We start from the raw sequence: 16,950 nt of genomic DNA on the forward strand, positions 1-16,950 counted from the left end.
TGCCCTGGGAATGGAAGCTCCTGCGCCGAGCCGACAAGCCCGCCGATCAGCAGGCTGCCTGACCTTCTCGCAACGCCATCATAGAGCTCGCCGTGCCCGCGCGCATGCGTCAATCAGGCGGTCTTCGTCGTATGCGTACGCCTTACGACGATGGCCAATGACTGTAACAGCACAATAAAGCCGTCAAGCTCGCGCTGCGCCGGTTGATCATGATCGTTGGATAGCGGAAGCCTGCGAGCAGCGACTGGGCGCGCCCAGTGATCGCCCAATCCTTCGCCCAACGTTCTGGAAATGCGCAACTCCACAGCATCACCACGAACCAAGCCGCCATCCTCGCGCTCTTCCGCGTCACCAACCGCTACGTCGGCAACTTAAAGTCGATGCCTGGCGCCTTCCCAGACTATCCCGCGCCGTGATCCGCAACACGGAAGCCGCGACCGTGATGACGTTGATGCGCTGGGCATACCACCACCGCCGGGCACGGGCGGCCCGCCAATCACCAGCATGCACGTCATCGCCGCAATGGCGCGGTTGGCTGAAAAGAATCTTGGGTTCCTATTTAGCCGGTCCCAGGCAGCATGAACGTCCGAAAGCGGACAGACCCCGGTTCTGCGTCGGTCTAGGCTGTGACCGACACATTTTTAATTAAACTACTAGGGTCGTTGCCTTGCGTACTGTCCTTCTCATTTTTGCAATGTGGCTGCTGATTAACGTTCTGTTTGTTATGGTTGTCCTGCCCTCGCGCAGGCGACGCCCCCCTACGAGACCGTCCGAGCGAAGTCCATCCCCGGCGCCGATCCAGAAGAAGGCCCGCCGATAAGCCTGCATCACTGCGGTACGTCGCCCGAAGTGTATGCTCGCCTTTAAAGGATCTGCCATCCCAGCTCGGTGACGCTCTCAATGCCGGGTACTTTATATCTCGAAGTGAAATGCGTCGGCTGCAAGACGCATCAGACCGTCGCGCTCGATTGTCGTGCGGCGGCCAAAGAATACGCCGCCGGGGCTGGACAGCGCCGCCTGCAATTATTTCAAGCGGTCGGCGTTGTGTTTCCGGACGTATGAAAGGCCCCAGTCCGGGGCTGGACCGACTGGGGCCTTTGCGTTTCAGTGCTACTGATCTTTGTAGATCATTACCAGAATGCACAGGGAGCGAATCGGTTCCGGCCCCGAGCGGGCCTCGTTTGCTCCTCGCGCTCGATTCGCCTGAGTTGGGAACAAATGCTCTGAAGTTGCGTTAGCCGGCACCTTCACGCGGGAGAATGGCGGGTGCAATCTGTCGATTATTATTTGAGGCAGGCGGAAGTCGCCTCGCGGTTCGCTCTCGCCGAGTCTGATCCAGAAAAAGCACAGGCCATGCATATCTTGGCTCTCGAGTTTTTCGAGAAGGCCGAAGTGGCGAAGACCAAGCGATCCCTCCCGCCAACCAAGTCGCCATCCGCTGAAAGTTAGGTCGCATGTTCGTCGCCGTGGCAATGATGGTGGCGATCACGGGCGGCTTGGGATTGCTCATGCTAGCAGTCACGCTGGCGGCCTTCTCTTATTTCGACGGGCGATCCAAGCTCGGCACAAAAAACGAGTTCAACGAGGGTGAATGCTGAGGCCGTGATAGGGTCCAACGCGGCACAGCTGATGGTCACGTGCGACCCGAGCGCGGAAACGTCTTCCGCGCGACGGGTTGATCCGTCGGATCAGCCGGGATTCATGCCCTTCGATTTAATGATTGCAACTGCCGCCGGACCTTTAAGGTAGTCAACTTGGCAGCCGTGGCTTCTTTGGTTTCCGATCCAACCGCCGCCGTAAACACCACGTTTTGTTGCAGTTCGGCCGGAAATGGCCCGACGACTTCCAAACCGGGAGCGGTGAGAACGTTGATAAGGAATATGCCCAATTCGACTTCGCCCTTGGCAACCACCGCGACGACCTGCGCAGGGTTGGGCTGCGCCCTCATCTTTGCCTTCATCGGCTCGGTGATTCCAAGGCGATCAAACACCTTTGCGATTGAATAGCCGGTGGCGCTCTCCGGGATCGAGGCAATGGATTGAACTTTGAGCAGCGTTGCTTTGAGCGCGTCCGCGTTGCCGATTTCAGGTTTTTGAGCGCCAGAGCGGACAGCAACGCCGAGGCCAATGTGGGCAATATCGATTGTCGGACCTGACACGAATTTTGCTCGGGCTGACGCGTCCTGCATAACCTCGACAGGTACAACGCCAACATCGAACGGCTTGCCCGACGTAGCCTCCTTTATGAGGTTCGGAGTCGTGCCAAAGAAAATCTCAAGCCTGTGACCAGAGGCTTGCTCGAACTGCTGTTTGATATCTGCCCAAACGCCTGACATTGCTCCACCCGCCAGAAGCCTGAGTTCGGCAGCCTGCACGTTGGCGGACGGCGACAGCACAAGCGCCAGACTTAGCACTGAGGCGGCCACTTGGAGCGAAGACCTCTTCATGACAAAACACCTCATTGATTGCGGCGCTCTATTACGACATTTACCGATGACACGCGAACCAGCAGAATATTCACGTTTTTCGGCATTCCTGCAAGATAGACGACGGCTACGCCCCATGTCCCAGTTGGGTCAATCGCGTCGGCTCGCCTCTCGGATCGTAACTTCCGTTCTACAGCCGACTCCGGACATCTCGCTGCAAGGCACTGCTGACGTGATGTGATGTGCCAGATACGGAAGCTCGAATTTCGAGCTGAGGTCTTGCGAGCAGACTGTATCCCGTCACTTGACGAAGCAATGGGACGGAGCCGGCCTACAGGCCGAACCCGCGGCTGATCTCGCGCACAAGCCTGAGCGCCGCGTCACTATGTCGACCGTAGAAGAACGCCTGATCGAACTGGGAGAGAATGCTCATCCCAAATAGCGCAATGGCAATGCCTCTAATCATGGTTGTGGACCGGGGTTGAACGATGCTGCGCAAGTTCAAGAAGACGGCCCCAGCCGCAGGTTGGGAGGACAGCCGGGGCCGGCATTCCCATTCCATGTGCCGCAATCGGCGGTAATCGGCACGCTCCCAGCTAGCCGCATGAAAGCTAACGAACTGTTTCGAACGACCCGAATTCGGATCGAAGCGCTTCCATGTCGAACGCGCGTGCTTCGTAGCGCAACTAGCGCGAGCGTCGCCCGTAATTGTACGGAGCCCGAAGTGAAGCCATTGCCGTGCGTGTCGTCCATCGTTAGCACTACTTCAGATTGCTTTTATGACGATCCAGCTTTCAGTCGAGGTCCCCATGAGCGTTAAAGCCATGATGGCGACGACGCGAGACGAGCTCTGAAGCGTCAAGCATTGCTTTTCTTCCTAAGTTCTAATTTGGCAAGCGCGACGCGATTTATTTTTTATCTACGTACTAGCTCGGTCAATAACGGGTGGTGAAAAGGGCTCCTTATTATCCTGTCTAACGTCATTATCCTGTCTAACGTCGACAAGACTAACGGGACCAGCATCAACTAACACCTTCGATGAAAATCATCCGCATAGGAACTTTCATGAAGTGAGCGTTCCTTTTGCAGGTCAGCTTCGAGCTCTGCGACGATGGCGTGAAGCAGACATGCCGCAAGCGGATCAGTAACCTCCTGTTCCAGGAGCCGGTAGCGCGCGATCTGGACTTGTTGCTCTCTGAACTGGCGCTCTGACATTGGCTAATGCCCTCCGACGAACCGACGCAGAGCTACCGAATAGTTTCGTTAAATTTTCGGATCATTTTCTATGGTGTGTCATTGGTAATCGAGCCTGCTTTAACATCTTACTGAGGTATGCGCGGGTGGTGAGCGAGTCAGAATATCTTCAGAAAGCCGCCCAACTTCGGCTCAGCGGTTTTCATCGAGCCTTTGGGTGGAATCCCCGAGGGCTCTGGCACAGACGCGGCGCCGTGATTAAGCATCGCGCCGTTTTGCGATGACTTGCCGGAAGTCGGCGGCAAGGTCGCTGTAGTAGTGAGCAAGCTCTGCATAGAATGCCCGCCCGGGCTGGTCAGGTGCTTCCTGCGCCGCTTTTTCACATTGTGCGGCTTTGGTCTCGTACTTGTCCATTTTGACGTGAAGCTCATTCAGCACGGGGCATACTCCAGATCACACGAGACAAAGCGTCGATCTCCGGCTATGTGCTCTGACAAGCGTGGCTGATGCGGCCCGCAAAGCAATTGGCGCAAAGACGCAGCAGCCCTTGTTAGTCTTCGTTGTGATAGTGGCGGTGATGCTCATGCTGATGAGACTCGTGCGAGCTGCGCCCACCCGAACCGGCGAGAACCGTCGAGGTGAGAGTCTCGATAGCGACAGCGTTAGCGCCGGAGGTGTTACTACAGCTGGCGCTGCCCCATAGGATCCCGAATTAAACGGCATACCTACTATTAACTGAAGGTTAAATCAATTTAAATCTGAAAATCGACCGAATTAAATTGAGGCTCCGCGCATCGCCTAGATCCGGGAACCCTGCCCCGGGTAACCGAACCTCCAAAGTCCACCCGCGCCGACAATAGGTCGGATGATCTTGGACATTCGAAGGAAGCTCGACCTCTCTTTGCGTGCATGGATCTCGGCCGCGGGTGCGCGGGTCGCCAGAAACAGCCTGCATTGAACAGCTCCTGTTGATTTGCGGCATCGAAGATGACCCCACATCCAAGCCATCGTGGAGCATGCTAACGAATGGCGGCTTCGAGCCAGCCGTTGCTGCATCGGGTGCGGAAGCGGTAACCCTGCTTAGGGGCGGACAAGATAATCGCCGCGCCGTCGTGATCGACATCAACTTGCTGGTAGGCTGGAGGGCTGGGAAGTCGCCCGCTCGCACGGGAGATCGATTCAGTATTTCCGGGTTAGCAGCAAGACCGACGAGTATCCTACCTAGCTCTCCTAACCGGAACGGCCGATCCGATTCAGTTCGGAGTTTCGAGATTGAAAAAATGCGATTGAAGCCGGCATCAAGGTCGAACAGAAAGAGCCCACTTGCGCGGGCATTTAGTTTTAGGCTGTGAGTGCCTCGGATGACTTTGTTGGGCAATTATTTGCCCGATGTCCGGGTTCATCACACATCGAGCATTTTGGGACACGCCGCTCGCGAGCCGCGCCGCCGAGGAGCTCATTGAGCTCAGCATCTAGCTGCTCGCGCTTGGCGATGAGCTCCTTAAGGCGCGCTATCTTGTCATCTATCTCCACGTGCATCACCTCCTTTCCAGCGAGGTGTATATCTCTTCAGGTGTCGCTGGTCTGCCCCACTCAGCGATGTGCATTTGCTGCGTGTGGCGCCATGTGACGCCGCGAGTATGTATGAGCGAAGATGGCGATAGTTCACTTTTTCTTGGGCGCGCACCGATCGCGCGTCCGCACAACGCTCGTTCTGGATTCGAAACTATGAATGACGCCACGCCTTCTGCGCCCAAAAGGCGCACTCGCTTCCGCCGCTCGTCAGAACCCGTTCCGTTTCGAATCACTGACGGTGACGCGCTTATCTTGCGGCAATTAGCTCGCTATCGCTTCTTGCGATCCACTCACATTGCAGAGATCGTTGGCCGCTCACTCGATCGCACCAATGATCGGCTGTGTCGCCTCTATCATGCTGGATACGTTGATCGGCCGCGGGCGCAGCTCGACTACTATCCCACGTCCGGATCGGCGCCTATGGTGTACGCGCTTGGTGATCTCGGTGCACAATTGCTTGCCGAGCGGGGCACGGAGTTCGCAAGCTTCGAGTGGAGCCGGAAAACTCAGGGAGCCGGCCGACCCTTTATTGAGCACCAGCTGGAGATCGTCGATTTTCGCGTTGCGCTGGAACGATCCACGCGTGGTCGGAGCGACGTACGCCTCATTCATCCCGAAGAGATTATCGCAAGGGCACCTGAGGCCACTCGCGAAAAGCGAGATCCCTTCGCGCTGCGGGTCGGCATCTCGCACAACGAGCGAGAGCTCGACATCGCAGTGATTCCTGACCTCATCTTTGGCCTTCTGTTTCCAGACGGGTCACGCCGCTGCTTTATGGTAGAGGTCGATCGTGGGACCATGCCCATCACGCGAGCAAATATCACTCAATCCAGTTTTGAGCGAAAGATGCGCGCGTACCTCGCCGCTCATGCCGAGGGGCGGCATATGCATCAATTCGGTTGGAAAGCATTCCGCGTTCTCGTTGTGACAACTGAACAACCGCGAACCAACACTATGATCAAAACGCTGCAGCGAGTGGATGCACCACTGAGTCCTGGGCCGGCTCTGTTCTTCTTTGCGTTATCTCACGAATTGCGCGTGAGTGACCCGCTTGCTCACATGTGGCAGGACGGGAACGGTCGTGCGATCAGAATAACATAGCGTGCAATCAGAGCCGAAAAGCCAACTTTGCCTGCGATAAAAAAGAGAAAGACCCGCCGTCGACGGTACGGATTTATGGTCAGGGCGAGAACTTGAAGGTGTTCGCCACGGACGGAAGCCGCTCAGGCGTAGATCGACGACGGGGTCGATTTCGTTGAGCAAAAACGCATCCGCTAGCGCATCGCATACGCATCCGGATCGCCGCTATCACTCGGATTCTCGATGACGCGCTTCAGCGCTGCGCTCATCGGGACATTGAGGCTGATGCCGTTCGGAGGAATTGGATTAAGAAACCATTTGGCGTAGATTTTGTTGATTTCGCCGTTGCGAAAGATTGTCGCGAGCGCATCGTCAGCTACCTTCTTGAAGGTGGGATCGTCGCGCCGCAACAGGATGCCGTACGGCTCGACCGACAGCGCGTCGTCTGACACGACGTAGTTGGCGGGCGCCGCCGAGTTGGCCACGAGGCTGTACAGCAGAATATCGTCCATGACGACTGCGGCCGCGCGATCCGATTCCAGCATGCGGAACGCTTCGAAGTTGTCCTTGGCCGCGACAATGGTGAGTCCAAGGTGGCGCTGCGCATTGAGCTCGCTGATCTGCTTGAGATTGGTTGATGCTATGGTCGACACCACCGTTCTGCCCTTGAGGTCATCCACGGTCCGCAGATCGGCGGCTGCCTTGGAGACGAACCGATTGGCGGCGACGAAATATGTGGATGAGAATGCCACGACCTTTTGCCGCTCGAGGTTGTTGGTCATTGTTTCGCATGCAAGATCGATCTTCTCGGTCAATATGGAGGGAATGCGAAGCGACGGCGTGATCGGCACCAGCTTGACCTCCAGCTGTGCCAAGCCGAGCCTGGCCTTAACAGCGTCGGCAACGACGTAGCAAAGGTCCATCCCAAAGCCCACGACCTTCTCGTCTTTGTCATAGTACGAGAAAGGAATAGACGATTCGCGATGTCCAATCGTGATCGTTCCGGAGTTCCTGATCTTCTCCAGTGTGCCCGTCAGTTCCTCAGCGATCACCGCATGGCCTGCGAGGCACAGCGCGGTTGCGGTCAGGATCAATTTCAAATCCATCATTCCATCCCCTGTTGGAATTTCCGGTTCACCTGCACAACATTCACCTCGTGCGCCGCGCCGCCGACGCTAGGCCGGCTCGAATACCCTGTAGATCCAGGCTGGCCGGCCGGCCCACGACTTCCGCGTAGCGCTCAATCGCCGCAGGCCTTCCGATCAGGAAGCCCTGCACGAGATCGCAGCCAGCGCGGGTGACAACATCGAGCTGGGCTCGCGTCTCGACGCCCTCGGCGGTCACCGGGAGCTCGAGGCCGCGTGCTAGTCCGATGACGCCACGCAACAGGGCCTTCGATTGTGCGCTGCGTTCGAGGTTCGATATGAAGCTGCGGTCGATCTTGATCATGTCGAACGGAAACGCCTGCAGATACGACATCGACGAGTAGCCGGTGCCAAAATCGTCGAGCGCGATGTGCACACCGAGCGATTTGAGGCGCCGCAGGATCGACACTGCACGAGAAAAGTCGTCGATCAGAACGCCTTCCGTGATCTCGAGCTCAAGCCGCCCGGCGTCCAATCCGGTCTCGATCAGAGTCTCGTGAACAAGTCGCACAATGCCATCGTTGCGAAACTGCACCGGCGACAGATTGACGGAAATTTGCAGCTGGTTCGGCCAGGACGCGGCTTCGCGGCACGCGGAACGCAGGATCCATTCACCCATCGCGACGATCAGGCCGTTCTCCTCAGTGAGCGGAATGAAGATTCCGGGTGCGACCATGCCGCGGCTCGGATGCTGCCACCTGACCAGCGCTTCGAAACCCACGATCTCGCCGCGGATGCTTGCCAGCGGCTGAAAATCGAGCCGCAGTTCGTCGTTCGCGAGAGCAGATTGCAGATCGTGCTGCAATTCGCGCCGATCGCGCAATTGCGCAGCCATGTCGGCTTCAAAGAATCGGATCGTATCGCGGCCTTCGGCCTTGGCGCGATAGAGTGCCACATCGGCGTTGGCGAGAAGGGTCGCCGGATCGGTCCCATCAATCGGACAGGATGCGATGCCGATGCTCAGCCCAATGCGCAACTGTCGTCCGGCGATCTCGATGTCCCCGCTCAGCGCGGTCCTGAATTGCTGAGCCAGTTGACCCACGGCCGCGCCCCGTGCGTCTGCGGTAGTGATCACGATGAACTCGTCCCCGCCAACGCGTGCTAGGAAGGCGCCGTCGGCAACGGCTTGCAGACGCCGCGCCACCTCGCGCAGCAGTGCATCGCCGACCAGATGGCCGTAAAGGTCGTTGACCTCCTTGAAACGGTCGAGGTCAAGGCACAGGATTGCAAACGTCCCGTCCTCACGTAACGTCTCGTCGATCGCTGTTGCCAGATAGTCGGAAAACGCCGCGCGGTTGTGCAGTCCGGTCAGTGAATCGTGGTGAGCAATGTGCGCGATCCGCTTCTCGGCGCGTTTTTGTTCGGTGATATCCTCTACGGTGGTGACAAAGCCGCCGCCAGGGGCAGGCTGAAACACAGCTACCAAAGCCCGCCCGTCGGAGAATTCCGTCACAGTGCTCGCCGGTTTGCGGGCGGCGATGATATCCATCATCTCGCGGACATACTCGTCAGGGCGGCTTCCTGGATAGGGGCCGTGCGAAATCTGATGGTCGAAGATCTGGCGCAGCGCGGTTCCTGGCCGCGTCAGTTCATTTGGCAGATGGTACATCTCGGCATAGCGATCGTTGCACAGGATCAGGCGGCGGTGGTCGTCGTACATGCACACGCCTTGCGACAGATTGTTCAGCGTGGAGTCGAGCTGGATGCTTTGCCTGCGAAAAAACTGCACGACGACGGCGCCGGTGCCGCCGATCGCTACGACCAGGACTATGGTGAGCCCAATCAAATACCCCGCCTCGGTCCGCCAGTCGGCGAGCGCGGCGGCTACGGTCGTACTGGCGGTCAGATTTATCGGGAGGTTGGGAAGCCGCGCCTCTGCTGTTAGCCGGTCCGAATCATCCACCACATCGCGCTGCCCAGCCGCGCCGCTGCCGGACCGTTGCATTATCCCGCCAGGGAAGCTGCGGACAAAGGGTTGCGCAATAAAGGAATCGATATGCGGATAGCGCGCGAGCATCACGCCATCTTCGCGAAACAGCGCGATTGAGTCATCGGTCCCGCGCGCGATAGTTGCGTAAGATTCCTCGAAGTACTGCGACTTGACCGTACCCACGACCAAGCCGAGGAATTCGCCATTCGATCCCCTGAATTTACGAGCGAAGTATGTGGTCCAGGCGCCGGTCTCTCGATCCCGCGTTGGTTTGCCGAGCGTCGAGCCCAATCGCGGGTTGGCCTTCAGCGCCTCGAAATAGTCCTGACCTGCGAAATTGAGTTGTGGGGTTGGCCAGGCCTGCGACGAATTGATGAGCCTGCCATCGGCGCCGATCAGCATGACCGCGCCGATATGAGGGAAGCCGCCGATCCTGTCCTTCAGCATCAGATGAATGCCGCGTCCCACCATTGCGCGCTCGTAGAGCTCATCGGACACGATTGCGAGTGTTTCCATGTATTCGATCAGGCTGGCATCGATGAGATCGATCGACTCGAAGTCGCGCGCTGCCTGCCGGGCAAGCACGGTTGCGGTTGCCAGCAGCTGCTGCTTGCTCTGTTCGATCGCGTGGTGACGCAGGTTGGACAGGATCAGGGAGATCACGCCGACCACGAGCGCGATCAGGAATGCACTGCATAGCACGAGGAGGACAATTGGTCGGGTCGAGGCGATTCGGCGCGTCGGACGCGCTGAGCCCTCTAACGCGGACTTCGCTGACAAGCCTGTACGTAGGCGAACAGCCCACGACGTGATTCGCTCGATGGTCGACATCCCGGCCACACTAGGTCCGCCTGCTTCCAATCGCGTTAACGGCGGGCAATAGTGGTGTTGCAATCTCGGTACGGTTAAGAATGCATTTTGTCGCCGCGCCGCGGCGCGAGGCTGGTGGCTCGGTTCGAGGTGATGCTGTCGCGCGTTAGTCTTTCGGTGGCGGCGCTTTTGGAAACGCGGCGAGCACACGAATCTTCCAACTTCCGCCTTCGCGCACGTCCGTCGCTGTCCGGAGGTCGATCATCCTGGCTTTTCGCGGTGCCAGCAATGCGGAGCGGAATTGGAGGACGATCCATCGCCCCTAAAGGTCGATTTCAAGGATGAAGATGAAGTAAAGTAGACGCCAATGTTGACGACGAGGTCGAAGACGAGGACAGAGTCGCTGCAGACGACGATGACGGTGGCGAAGGCTAACAAGTGAGGGAAGAGCTGCGCGAATGCGGCTCACCTTTTTGGCGGTGCTTCAAGGATTGTGCGAGCGGGCGAGTTGGTCAGCCATTGCGCTGCACAAAATTTCGTGCAGGTCGAGAATACCCGAAGGCTGGCCCAGCCGGGAGGTGTCCCCCCTTTGGATATTGCGAATTAATCTTCGGCTTATGCCGAATCGTTTGAAGGCTAATGATCCTTGATATAGCATGGGCTGCGCTGAGCCCGCGGCATGGCACCTCGTTCCCCAGAGGCAGGCATCATGTCATCTCCCAACAAGATCGCGCTCTTCATCGATGGGGCGAATCTCTACGCGACGGCGAAAACTCTCGGCTTCGACATCGATTACAAGCGCCTGCTGAAGGAGTTTCAGAGCCGCGGGACGCTGCTTCGGGCGTTCTACTACACCGCCATCATCGAGGATCAGGAGTACTCCTCGATCCGCCCGCTGATCGACTGGCTGGATTACAACGGCTACACCGTCGTCACCAAGGCGACCAAGGAATTCATCGACGCCTCCGGCCGCCGCAAGGTCAAGGGCAACATGGACATTGAGCTCGCCGTGGACGCCATGGAGCTCGCCGAGCACGTCGACCAGATGGTGCTGTTCTCGGGTGACGGCGACTTCCGCTCCCTGGTCGAGGCCGTCCAGCGCCGCGGCGTGCGGGTCACCGTGATCTCCACCATCGCGAGCCAGCCGCCGATGATCGCCGACGAGCTGCGCCGCCAGGCTGATGTCTTCACCGACCTCGTCGAGCTGCAATCCAAGCTCGGCCGCGACCCGTCCGAACGCCCCGCGCCGCGCGAGCGCGAGTCGCGTCGCCCGCACCAAACCCCAGAGCGTCAGAACATCGCGGGACCGACGGGAAATGATAGCGTGCTCGATGCTCCTTGACAGGTATCTTCCGAATACCTTGGAAGAGATCGAGGTGACGGTCGCTGACAGGATCAGCGAAGTCCCAATGCCGCGTGTGACGCTGAACCCGCGAGATTTCTCAAGCCCCTGTCGAGAAGAGGTCCTGGCGTTATTGAAGCCAGGCGGCGATCGAACGCGCACCCTTTGCCTGGTCACAGGCGCACTGATTATTGGTTTTGTGTTCGGATGGGTTGGCGGCTTTGCTTGGTACGGTCCCATAACACTCGCGTCACTCAATTCAACCACTCAGACAGAAGCACCTTCGCGTCGAACTGCCGAAACAAAGTCGGGCCGCAAGACCGAAGGCCCGCGACAGACGGTATCGACCCTAGGTCTGCGAACGCCGCCAGGCGCAAGTCAAAGGTCCGCGGATCGAGCGAGCATTTCCGCCAAGCCTGCGGCCGCATGGGCGGACGGGGGTCATCTATCCCTGGACGCTTCCAGCACGGCGTCTCAGGCTGTCCAAGCAGATATGACGGTGACCGGCTCGATAACACCCACCGCACCTCTCATGGCCCCGCCGGAGACAAGGCCGACAGCTATTGTAGGCTGGACCGTTCTTGATGTTCGCGGCGGGACGGCGGTTCTTGGAGGGCCCGACGGGGTTCGGATGGCAACGCGCGGCGACACAGTCCCCGGCATTGGACGAATCGACTCCATCGTGCGTTGGGGCAACCGCTGGATAGCTGCAACAGCTAGTGGATTGATCTCGACGCCGTAAAAAGGCTCGGACTTCTCTTGCGGCTTTCTACAGCGTATTCGGCAGCTTGAGTTCGTGGCGGGTCAGCTCTTTCAGCTGTCGTTCCGCTTCCAGATAGAACTCTTGATCCCGCTGCTTAGGCATTCCGGCTTGCTCCCACAGCTGATATGCGCGGCGCTCGATGTCCTTCTGGCTCAGAGGATCTGCCATGTGCGTTACTCCAAATGAGACTAAGCGCGGCTTAGGCTGTCCGCTCTCTTCGCGTATTCGTAATCCTTCTAAATCTTCTCAGTGAGTAGCTCTCGCATAGTATTCCGTGATGCACGTCCGGCTCATCATTGCGGTTGCAGCTGCAGGACATCACCGCTCCGCGCCTGATCGATCAGCCGCAAGTTCAACCGCATTCAAGGTAGCTGAGGCCTTATGCCGCCTTGGTGTCAAGGAAAACTCGAGGTCGACGGCTGCGACCTATCCTACAGTTCTTGAAGGGGCTGTACCGCGCGCCTGATGCGGGCCCAACTTATTTGAGTGTCAATCGCTTAGCCTCTGCGTAACTCGACTGTTCGACTCGCCAGAGATACCTTGGCTTGGAAACCTGCGAGAAGCCATGCCATGGCTTGCGTGTGACCAGCCTTGCGAGAGCTCTCGTTGCCCCACCACGCACTGAACTTGTAGGCAGAAGCAGGCAGCGGCCTTCCTTGGATGTCCTCAATTTCTGCGAAAGTGAACCGCACAGCGTGCTCCCGCACGCCCTCCAGCTTCCTTCGCAGCGGATGGTAGATGGAATCAGTGCCCTGCTTCGTCATCTCGGTCTATCGCGGTCGCGGCCCTTCAAGCTTGTTGAAGGCGCGCGCGGCAAGCTCCAATTCAAGATCGGTGATCCGCTCGAAGATCCGCGCAGCGATCGCCTCTGAGTCTTCGGGTGTCAATGATCGGATGCCCCGCAATGCAAGCTCGTCTCTGAGTATCTTCGCGACTATCAATTGGACGGCCATGGAAGTGATCCCAAAAACGATGATCCAACCGCAACCGGAGGGCGAGCGCAACGGGTCAGCGCGTCGGCAGCCTGTCGACCATTTGGGCCAGGACGCGAGGCGGTAGGGTGATGCCTGACAGCTTCCACGCTGTCCCCACAAAATGCATACTGATGCTGCCGGCGTTCTCGCCCTCGGCAAGCCGTAACGCAAACTCGACCGGCTTAACGGGCCTGACCCGTCCGGCAACGGCGAAGATGTTCGAAATGTCTACTTCGGCCAAGGACGACATCGATCCAAAGGTAATGTTCTCCGGCGCATTGCGAACGGTGCCGCTTTTCAGAAGGACTGATAGGTTCTCGGGTGTCATGAGTTTGGCGGCGAGATCATCGGCAACCGTTGCGCCAAAGGTGTTGATCGCCACTCGCTCAATCGGTCGGAGTGGCCGTTTCTGCCCAAGGCGGTCCAGATAGGCCGCAATCACCTGGTCGACGAGCGAATGGCGAACACGCGGCATATCCGTCCGGGCCATGATCTGAGCGACATCGGCATCCCGAACGGCCGAAACCAAACCTACTAGCGAAACGAAAGCCGACCCGGCATAGATGCCTAAACAGACCAGGACGGCGGCAACGCTGCCGACAAGCCATTTCATGCAATTCCAAATGGTGGCCTTGAGCTTTGTTCCAAGCCGGCGGGCACCAGGGGTTAGCAGTCACCGAAAGCGCTCACGAGGCCGATCGCAATCGGAATACTGGCAACGCAAGTCCAGAAGGCGGGCGAACTCGAACAAGAGGAAACGATCAGCAGCGCGCCATCCTTGAGGAGCTACGCCGCAAGCTGAACTGAGGCCGCCTCAGGCCGCTTCGGATAATGTTGTGTCGGCTCTTCTTCGATTTCCTGACCATGCAGAGCTCGCGTTCCATCGCACTGAGGTCTTTGACCTTGATCCAGTGGTTCTGACGGCCGCCGCGGTAGGGCCGATCGCGGTGCTTCGAGACTAAGCCCTCAAGACCCATGCGGCAGGCAGCACGGTACAGATCCGGACCAATTTCACCACGCTCAAACGGCGCGACGGTGATCCCGTCCGGCCGGCGCGCTAACAGCCGGTGTAAATTTGTCTTTCTTAGATGCAGTGGCAGGTCGCGTAGGTCATCCCCGTCCATCTTCAACACGTCGAAGGCGTAAAGCTGCGCCTCATAGTCGCGCTTACGGGAGTGCAGCGCGTTGAAGTCGGAGATGCCATCAACGCCCAAGATTACCGCTTCTCCATCAATGACGATCTGCTTCTGCCGGTTCTTCAGCGCCGCCTCCGCAATCCAAGGATAGCGCTTGGTCCAATCCGTGCCGTTGCGAGAGAGCAGCCGCACGCGCTTATTCTCCCGGATCACCAGCATCCGGTAGCCGTCGTGCTTCACTTCGTGGATCCAATCCGGTCCTGTTGGAACCTGCTTGCCGGCAGTTGCCAGGCAGAGCTCGTACGCCATACGCATGTGCGAAAAGATAGGCGTCTTGCGGTATTTTACAAATCGGCAGATCTCTCGCCCACCTCGGCGGCAAACACGCCGTGGTGATCGGCCGGTTTGGTCACTAGTTCGCGCGTCCACCGAGGAAAAAAGACAGCCAATGTCGAATACCGAACAGACCAGATTGCCGAATTTTCCTATTCTACCAGGCTGCTCCAATGGCGAATCTTCTGGGGCATTACAATAATAAAGGGGCGTGCAATGGATGATCGTGCGCAACTTGATGATTGTCATTTCGCTCTGCGCCAACACTTTGAGGCACTCGCTTCTCAAGTTTTCGAACTTGCGAACCTTCGAGACAAAGTAGCCGAGGCCGAGCGCAAAATCTTCGATGCGGCACGCGAAACTAGGAAGACGATTTATGAGGGCAGCCCAGTTGGCCCGGCCAGCAACGCGATAATCTAAATCGACGTACGGAATCGGGCCTTTGAAGACCTAGCTGCTGCCCATCCCAGCAGGGCTCGACTTTGGACATTCGTGATTACCGACAGCAGTTTGAGAACATGTCCATCGATGAGCTGTGGGCTCTGTTCACGGACGTCGATCAGATTCTGGCCGCAAGGATCATTGCCAAAAAGGAAGAACTAGAAAGGCGCCTCGACCGACTCCGCCGAACAGACGGAGCAGGTTCATCAAAGATCAGCGAACGTTCATCATAGTCAACTCACTACCGCCCCTGAGAATGGCGCCACGTTTGCCGCAAGTCAGGCAGACCGCTACGACTCCTGACGTTTGAGAGACGGCCCGGTTTGGGGCTGAATGCAGGGGGGACACCGGGGCCGCTCCGCCAGCTCACACAGAGCCAGCGACACAGCAAACGGGATGATGAGGGGTCGGTTCCTAACGGAGCGCCAGCAGATCGTCAGCAGCCGGATGTAGGCGGCTCGCTTGCAGCGCGAGCCAGCTGCGCTCCAGTGATTGGGACCGTTCGAGCAGCCGGAGGTTATTTGGTCCTAGCCAGCAGCAAGCCACAATGCCTCTGACCCTGCGAAAGATTGGCCTCGATGATTACACGGTCCACGAGGATCGATAGCTGGTCGGGCGTATCCGCTACGCTAGCGAACGCTCCCCAGGGCTCTGGTTGTGGACGTGCATCGTGACGCTTCCCGGTCCGCCGTTCGGGGAAGCTGGCTCGCTAGATGAGGCGAAGGGACGATTCATGGTCGCATGGCAGAACTTCAAGGCGAAGCATACGGCGGAAGAGGTAGCGAAGGCCTTCGCTGAGATGAACCGGGTCAACCGGCCAGACCAGTATCTGCGCTCAGTGCGTTAGCGCATTTGATTGCCGCGAAATCAAAGGCCCGCTGGTTCGCGCTGGCGGGCCCTCGTCGACGCTGCTGGCTTTCCCAGCGAAATGCGAATTAGATGGACTTCGCCATACCGGAGGTGCCTAGTCCGGACATCACCGCGCTGCCCTCTGGTTCATATCGGTGACTGAGAGTCCGGTAATGCTCCCGCCCAACTCCACAGGGAGCACCATCATGCCGGTTCGACGATCCCCGGAGCAATCATCGACATTCGAATACTGTCTCGCGCAAGATGCGATCAAGTTGCGCCAACAGGCTAAAGGGATGCCCCTCGGCATCCGCCGTGCAGAGCTTTTGCAGAAGGCCCGGCAGATCGATGCGACCGTAGAGGTGAATAAGTGGCTGACCTCGCCGGGACTGCAGGCACCATTGTAAGATGAAGGCCGCCTCCTTTTGGCGGCCTCTTTCATTTGGCACCGATGGCGGAGAGACGGCCCCGGCTTCAGGGTGGCTTTTGGGGTACGCCGGGGCCGCTCCGCCAGCTTGGGCAAGCTAGCGAGACAGCAAACCGGATAATCAGGGCGCGGTTCCTAACGGAGCGCCAGCAGGTCCTATCCATCAATTCGAAAGGGAACCAGCCTCATGTCGGGTCAGGTCGATGTCTCGCCTGAGCTGGCCAAGATTGCCAAGCTCAACGGAGACTTTAGAAAGAACTATGGCACGCTGCTTGGAGCGTTCCTGTATCTGCGGTCCAGCAGCGCCGCCCGCGGACGCTCGATCTTCTGTGCGCGCGCCGGTCCATGGCGACCAGGGTTTCCGGTTGAAGGCGACCACCGTTTCCGGTGGATGACGACCACCTGTTCCGGTCGATGGCGACCAGGATAACAGGGCTGTGGACGGGCGTGATGAACGCCGTTGGGTGATCCGCGAATCAGCCGGACTTCGCTCCTTTTTCGAGAGGAGTGGGGATGGCCCAACAGA

General features: G+C 58.4%; 17 protein-coding genes. 9 read left to right on the forward strand and 8 right to left on the reverse strand.

The window, feature by feature from the left end; genetic code table 11:
• Positions 1-257 precede the first annotated feature (257 nt).
• The 3 genes from IVA82_RS23385 to IVA82_RS23395 all read left to right on the forward strand — a co-directional run bounded on the left by IVA82_RS23385 (position 258) and on the right by IVA82_RS23395 (position 1,598).
• A complete protein-coding gene (locus IVA82_RS23385; RefSeq protein ID WP_247386296.1) occupies positions 258-416 on the forward strand; it encodes a hypothetical protein in 159 nt (52 codons plus the stop codon).
• Between the two features lie 850 nt (positions 417-1,266).
• Complete coding sequence (locus tag IVA82_RS23390; protein ID WP_247386248.1) at positions 1,267-1,449, forward strand: hypothetical protein; 183 nt, start codon at positions 1,267-1,269, stop codon at positions 1,447-1,449.
• A 5-nt stretch (positions 1,450-1,454) separates the two neighbouring features.
• Positions 1,455-1,598, forward strand: a complete 144-nt coding sequence (locus IVA82_RS23395) for a hypothetical protein (protein WP_247386250.1) — start codon at positions 1,455-1,457, stop codon at positions 1,596-1,598.
• 101 nt (positions 1,599-1,699) lie between these two features.
• On the opposite strand, the gene IVA82_RS23400 is transcribed toward IVA82_RS23395, so the two are convergent.
• Positions 1,700-2,446, reverse strand: a complete 747-nt coding sequence (locus tag IVA82_RS23400) for a substrate-binding domain-containing protein (RefSeq protein ID WP_247386251.1) — start codon at positions 2,444-2,446, stop codon at positions 1,700-1,702.
• Positions 2,447-3,508: 1,062 nt separating this feature from the next.
• On the opposite strand from IVA82_RS23400, the gene IVA82_RS48590 reads away from it, so the two are divergent.
• On the forward strand, positions 3,509-3,637 hold the full coding sequence (locus IVA82_RS48590; protein WP_256469698.1) for a hypothetical protein: 129 nt from the start codon (positions 3,509-3,511) through the stop codon (positions 3,635-3,637).
• 240 nt (positions 3,638-3,877) lie between these two features.
• Here IVA82_RS48590 and IVA82_RS23405 read toward each other — a convergent pair whose 3' ends face one another.
• The gene (locus IVA82_RS23405) at positions 3,878-4,057 is read right to left on the reverse strand and encodes a hypothetical protein (protein ID WP_247386253.1); all 180 of its coding nucleotides are present in this window, start codon (positions 4,055-4,057) and stop codon (positions 3,878-3,880) included.
• Between the two features lie 1,206 nt (positions 4,058-5,263).
• On the opposite strand from IVA82_RS23405, the gene IVA82_RS23410 reads away from it, so the two are divergent.
• Positions 5,264-6,295, forward strand: a complete 1,032-nt coding sequence (locus tag IVA82_RS23410) for a replication-relaxation family protein (RefSeq protein ID WP_247386255.1) — start codon at positions 5,264-5,266, stop codon at positions 6,293-6,295.
• A gap of 173 nt (positions 6,296-6,468) precedes the next feature.
• Here the strand turns inward: IVA82_RS23410 and IVA82_RS23415 are convergent, their stop codons facing one another.
• Together IVA82_RS23415 and IVA82_RS48120 are read right to left on the reverse strand one after the other, a co-directional pair.
• Complete coding sequence (locus tag IVA82_RS23415; protein ID WP_346658747.1) at positions 6,469-7,380, reverse strand: amino acid ABC transporter substrate-binding protein; 912 nt, start codon at positions 7,378-7,380, stop codon at positions 6,469-6,471.
• 43 nt (positions 7,381-7,423) lie between these two features.
• Positions 7,424-10,051 (reverse strand): EAL domain-containing protein, encoded by a 2,628-nt coding sequence (locus IVA82_RS48120; protein WP_247386260.1) that lies wholly within the window; start codon positions 10,049-10,051, stop codon positions 7,424-7,426.
• A gap of 817 nt (positions 10,052-10,868) precedes the next feature.
• Between IVA82_RS48120 and IVA82_RS23425 the strand changes: the two genes are divergently transcribed.
• Positions 10,869-11,501 carry an NYN domain-containing protein gene (locus IVA82_RS23425; RefSeq protein WP_247386261.1) on the forward strand — a complete coding sequence of 211 codons (633 nt, stop codon included), beginning with the start codon at positions 10,869-10,871 and terminating at the stop codon, positions 11,499-11,501.
• Positions 11,502-12,270: 769 nt separating this feature from the next.
• Here IVA82_RS23425 and IVA82_RS23430 read toward each other — a convergent pair.
• From IVA82_RS23430 to IVA82_RS23445, 4 genes are all read right to left on the reverse strand, one after another.
• Entirely contained in the window at positions 12,271-12,432 is a 162-nt protein-coding gene (locus tag IVA82_RS23430; protein WP_247386262.1) for a DUF2934 domain-containing protein, read from the reverse strand.
• A gap of 602 nt (positions 12,433-13,034) precedes the next feature.
• Positions 13,035-13,217, reverse strand: coding sequence for a hypothetical protein (locus IVA82_RS23435; RefSeq protein WP_247386263.1), 183 nt, complete (start codon positions 13,215-13,217; stop codon positions 13,035-13,037).
• A 55-nt stretch (positions 13,218-13,272) separates the two neighbouring features.
• Positions 13,273-13,851, reverse strand: a complete 579-nt coding sequence (locus IVA82_RS23440; protein ID WP_247386266.1) for a DUF2939 domain-containing protein — start codon at positions 13,849-13,851, stop codon at positions 13,273-13,275.
• Between the two features lie 148 nt (positions 13,852-13,999).
• Positions 14,000-14,683, reverse strand: a complete 684-nt coding sequence (locus IVA82_RS23445) for an RNA ligase family protein (RefSeq protein WP_247386290.1) — start codon at positions 14,681-14,683, stop codon at positions 14,000-14,002.
• A gap of 240 nt (positions 14,684-14,923) precedes the next feature.
• On the opposite strand from IVA82_RS23445, the gene IVA82_RS23450 reads away from it, so the two are divergent.
• From IVA82_RS23450 to IVA82_RS23460, 3 genes are all read left to right on the forward strand, one after another.
• On the forward strand, positions 14,924-15,127 hold the full coding sequence (locus IVA82_RS23450) for a hypothetical protein (RefSeq protein ID WP_247386292.1): 204 nt from the start codon (positions 14,924-14,926) through the stop codon (positions 15,125-15,127).
• A gap of 691 nt (positions 15,128-15,818) precedes the next feature.
• Positions 15,819-15,995 carry a hypothetical protein gene (locus IVA82_RS23455; protein WP_247386294.1) on the forward strand — a complete coding sequence of 59 codons (177 nt, stop codon included), beginning with the start codon at positions 15,819-15,821 and terminating at the stop codon, positions 15,993-15,995.
• Positions 15,996-16,203: 208 nt separating this feature from the next.
• Positions 16,204-16,404 (forward strand): hypothetical protein, encoded by a 201-nt coding sequence (locus IVA82_RS23460; RefSeq protein WP_247386295.1) that lies wholly within the window; start codon positions 16,204-16,206, stop codon positions 16,402-16,404.
• The last annotated feature ends 546 nt before the right edge of the window (positions 16,405-16,950 follow it).

This window comes from Bradyrhizobium sp. 142 (assembly GCF_023074015.1).
Classification (GTDB): Bacteria; Pseudomonadota; Alphaproteobacteria; order Rhizobiales; family Xanthobacteraceae; genus Bradyrhizobium.

Bases quoted from the DNA above. Each gene is read 5' to 3' on its own strand.
- IVA82_RS23430 (WP_247386262.1), bottom strand. From the start codon at position 12,432: ATGGCAGATCCTCTGAGCCAGAAGGACATCGAGCGCCGCGCATATCAG.
- IVA82_RS23415 (WP_346658747.1), bottom strand. From the start codon at position 7,380: ATGGATTTGAAATTGATCCTGACCGCAACCGCGCTGTGCCTCGCAGGC.
- IVA82_RS23410 (WP_247386255.1), top strand. From the start codon at position 5,264: ATGAGCGAAGATGGCGATAGTTCACTTTTTCTTGGGCGCGCACCGATC.
- IVA82_RS23435 (WP_247386263.1), bottom strand. From the start codon at position 13,217: ATGGCCGTCCAATTGATAGTCGCGAAGATACTCAGAGACGAGCTTGCA.
- IVA82_RS23460 (WP_247386295.1), top strand. From the start codon at position 16,204: ATGCCGGTTCGACGATCCCCGGAGCAATCATCGACATTCGAATACTGT.
- IVA82_RS23440 (WP_247386266.1), bottom strand. From the start codon at position 13,851: ATGAAATGGCTTGTCGGCAGCGTTGCCGCCGTCCTGGTCTGTTTAGGC.
- IVA82_RS23445 (WP_247386290.1), bottom strand. From the start codon at position 14,683: ATGGCGTACGAGCTCTGCCTGGCAACTGCCGGCAAGCAGGTTCCAACA.
- IVA82_RS23425 (WP_247386261.1), top strand. From the start codon at position 10,869: ATGTCATCTCCCAACAAGATCGCGCTCTTCATCGATGGGGCGAATCTC.
- IVA82_RS23400 (WP_247386251.1), bottom strand. From the start codon at position 2,446: ATGAAGAGGTCTTCGCTCCAAGTGGCCGCCTCAGTGCTAAGTCTGGCG.
- IVA82_RS23395 (WP_247386250.1), top strand. From the start codon at position 1,455: ATGTTCGTCGCCGTGGCAATGATGGTGGCGATCACGGGCGGCTTGGGA.
- IVA82_RS23450 (WP_247386292.1), top strand. From the start codon at position 14,924: ATGGATGATCGTGCGCAACTTGATGATTGTCATTTCGCTCTGCGCCAA.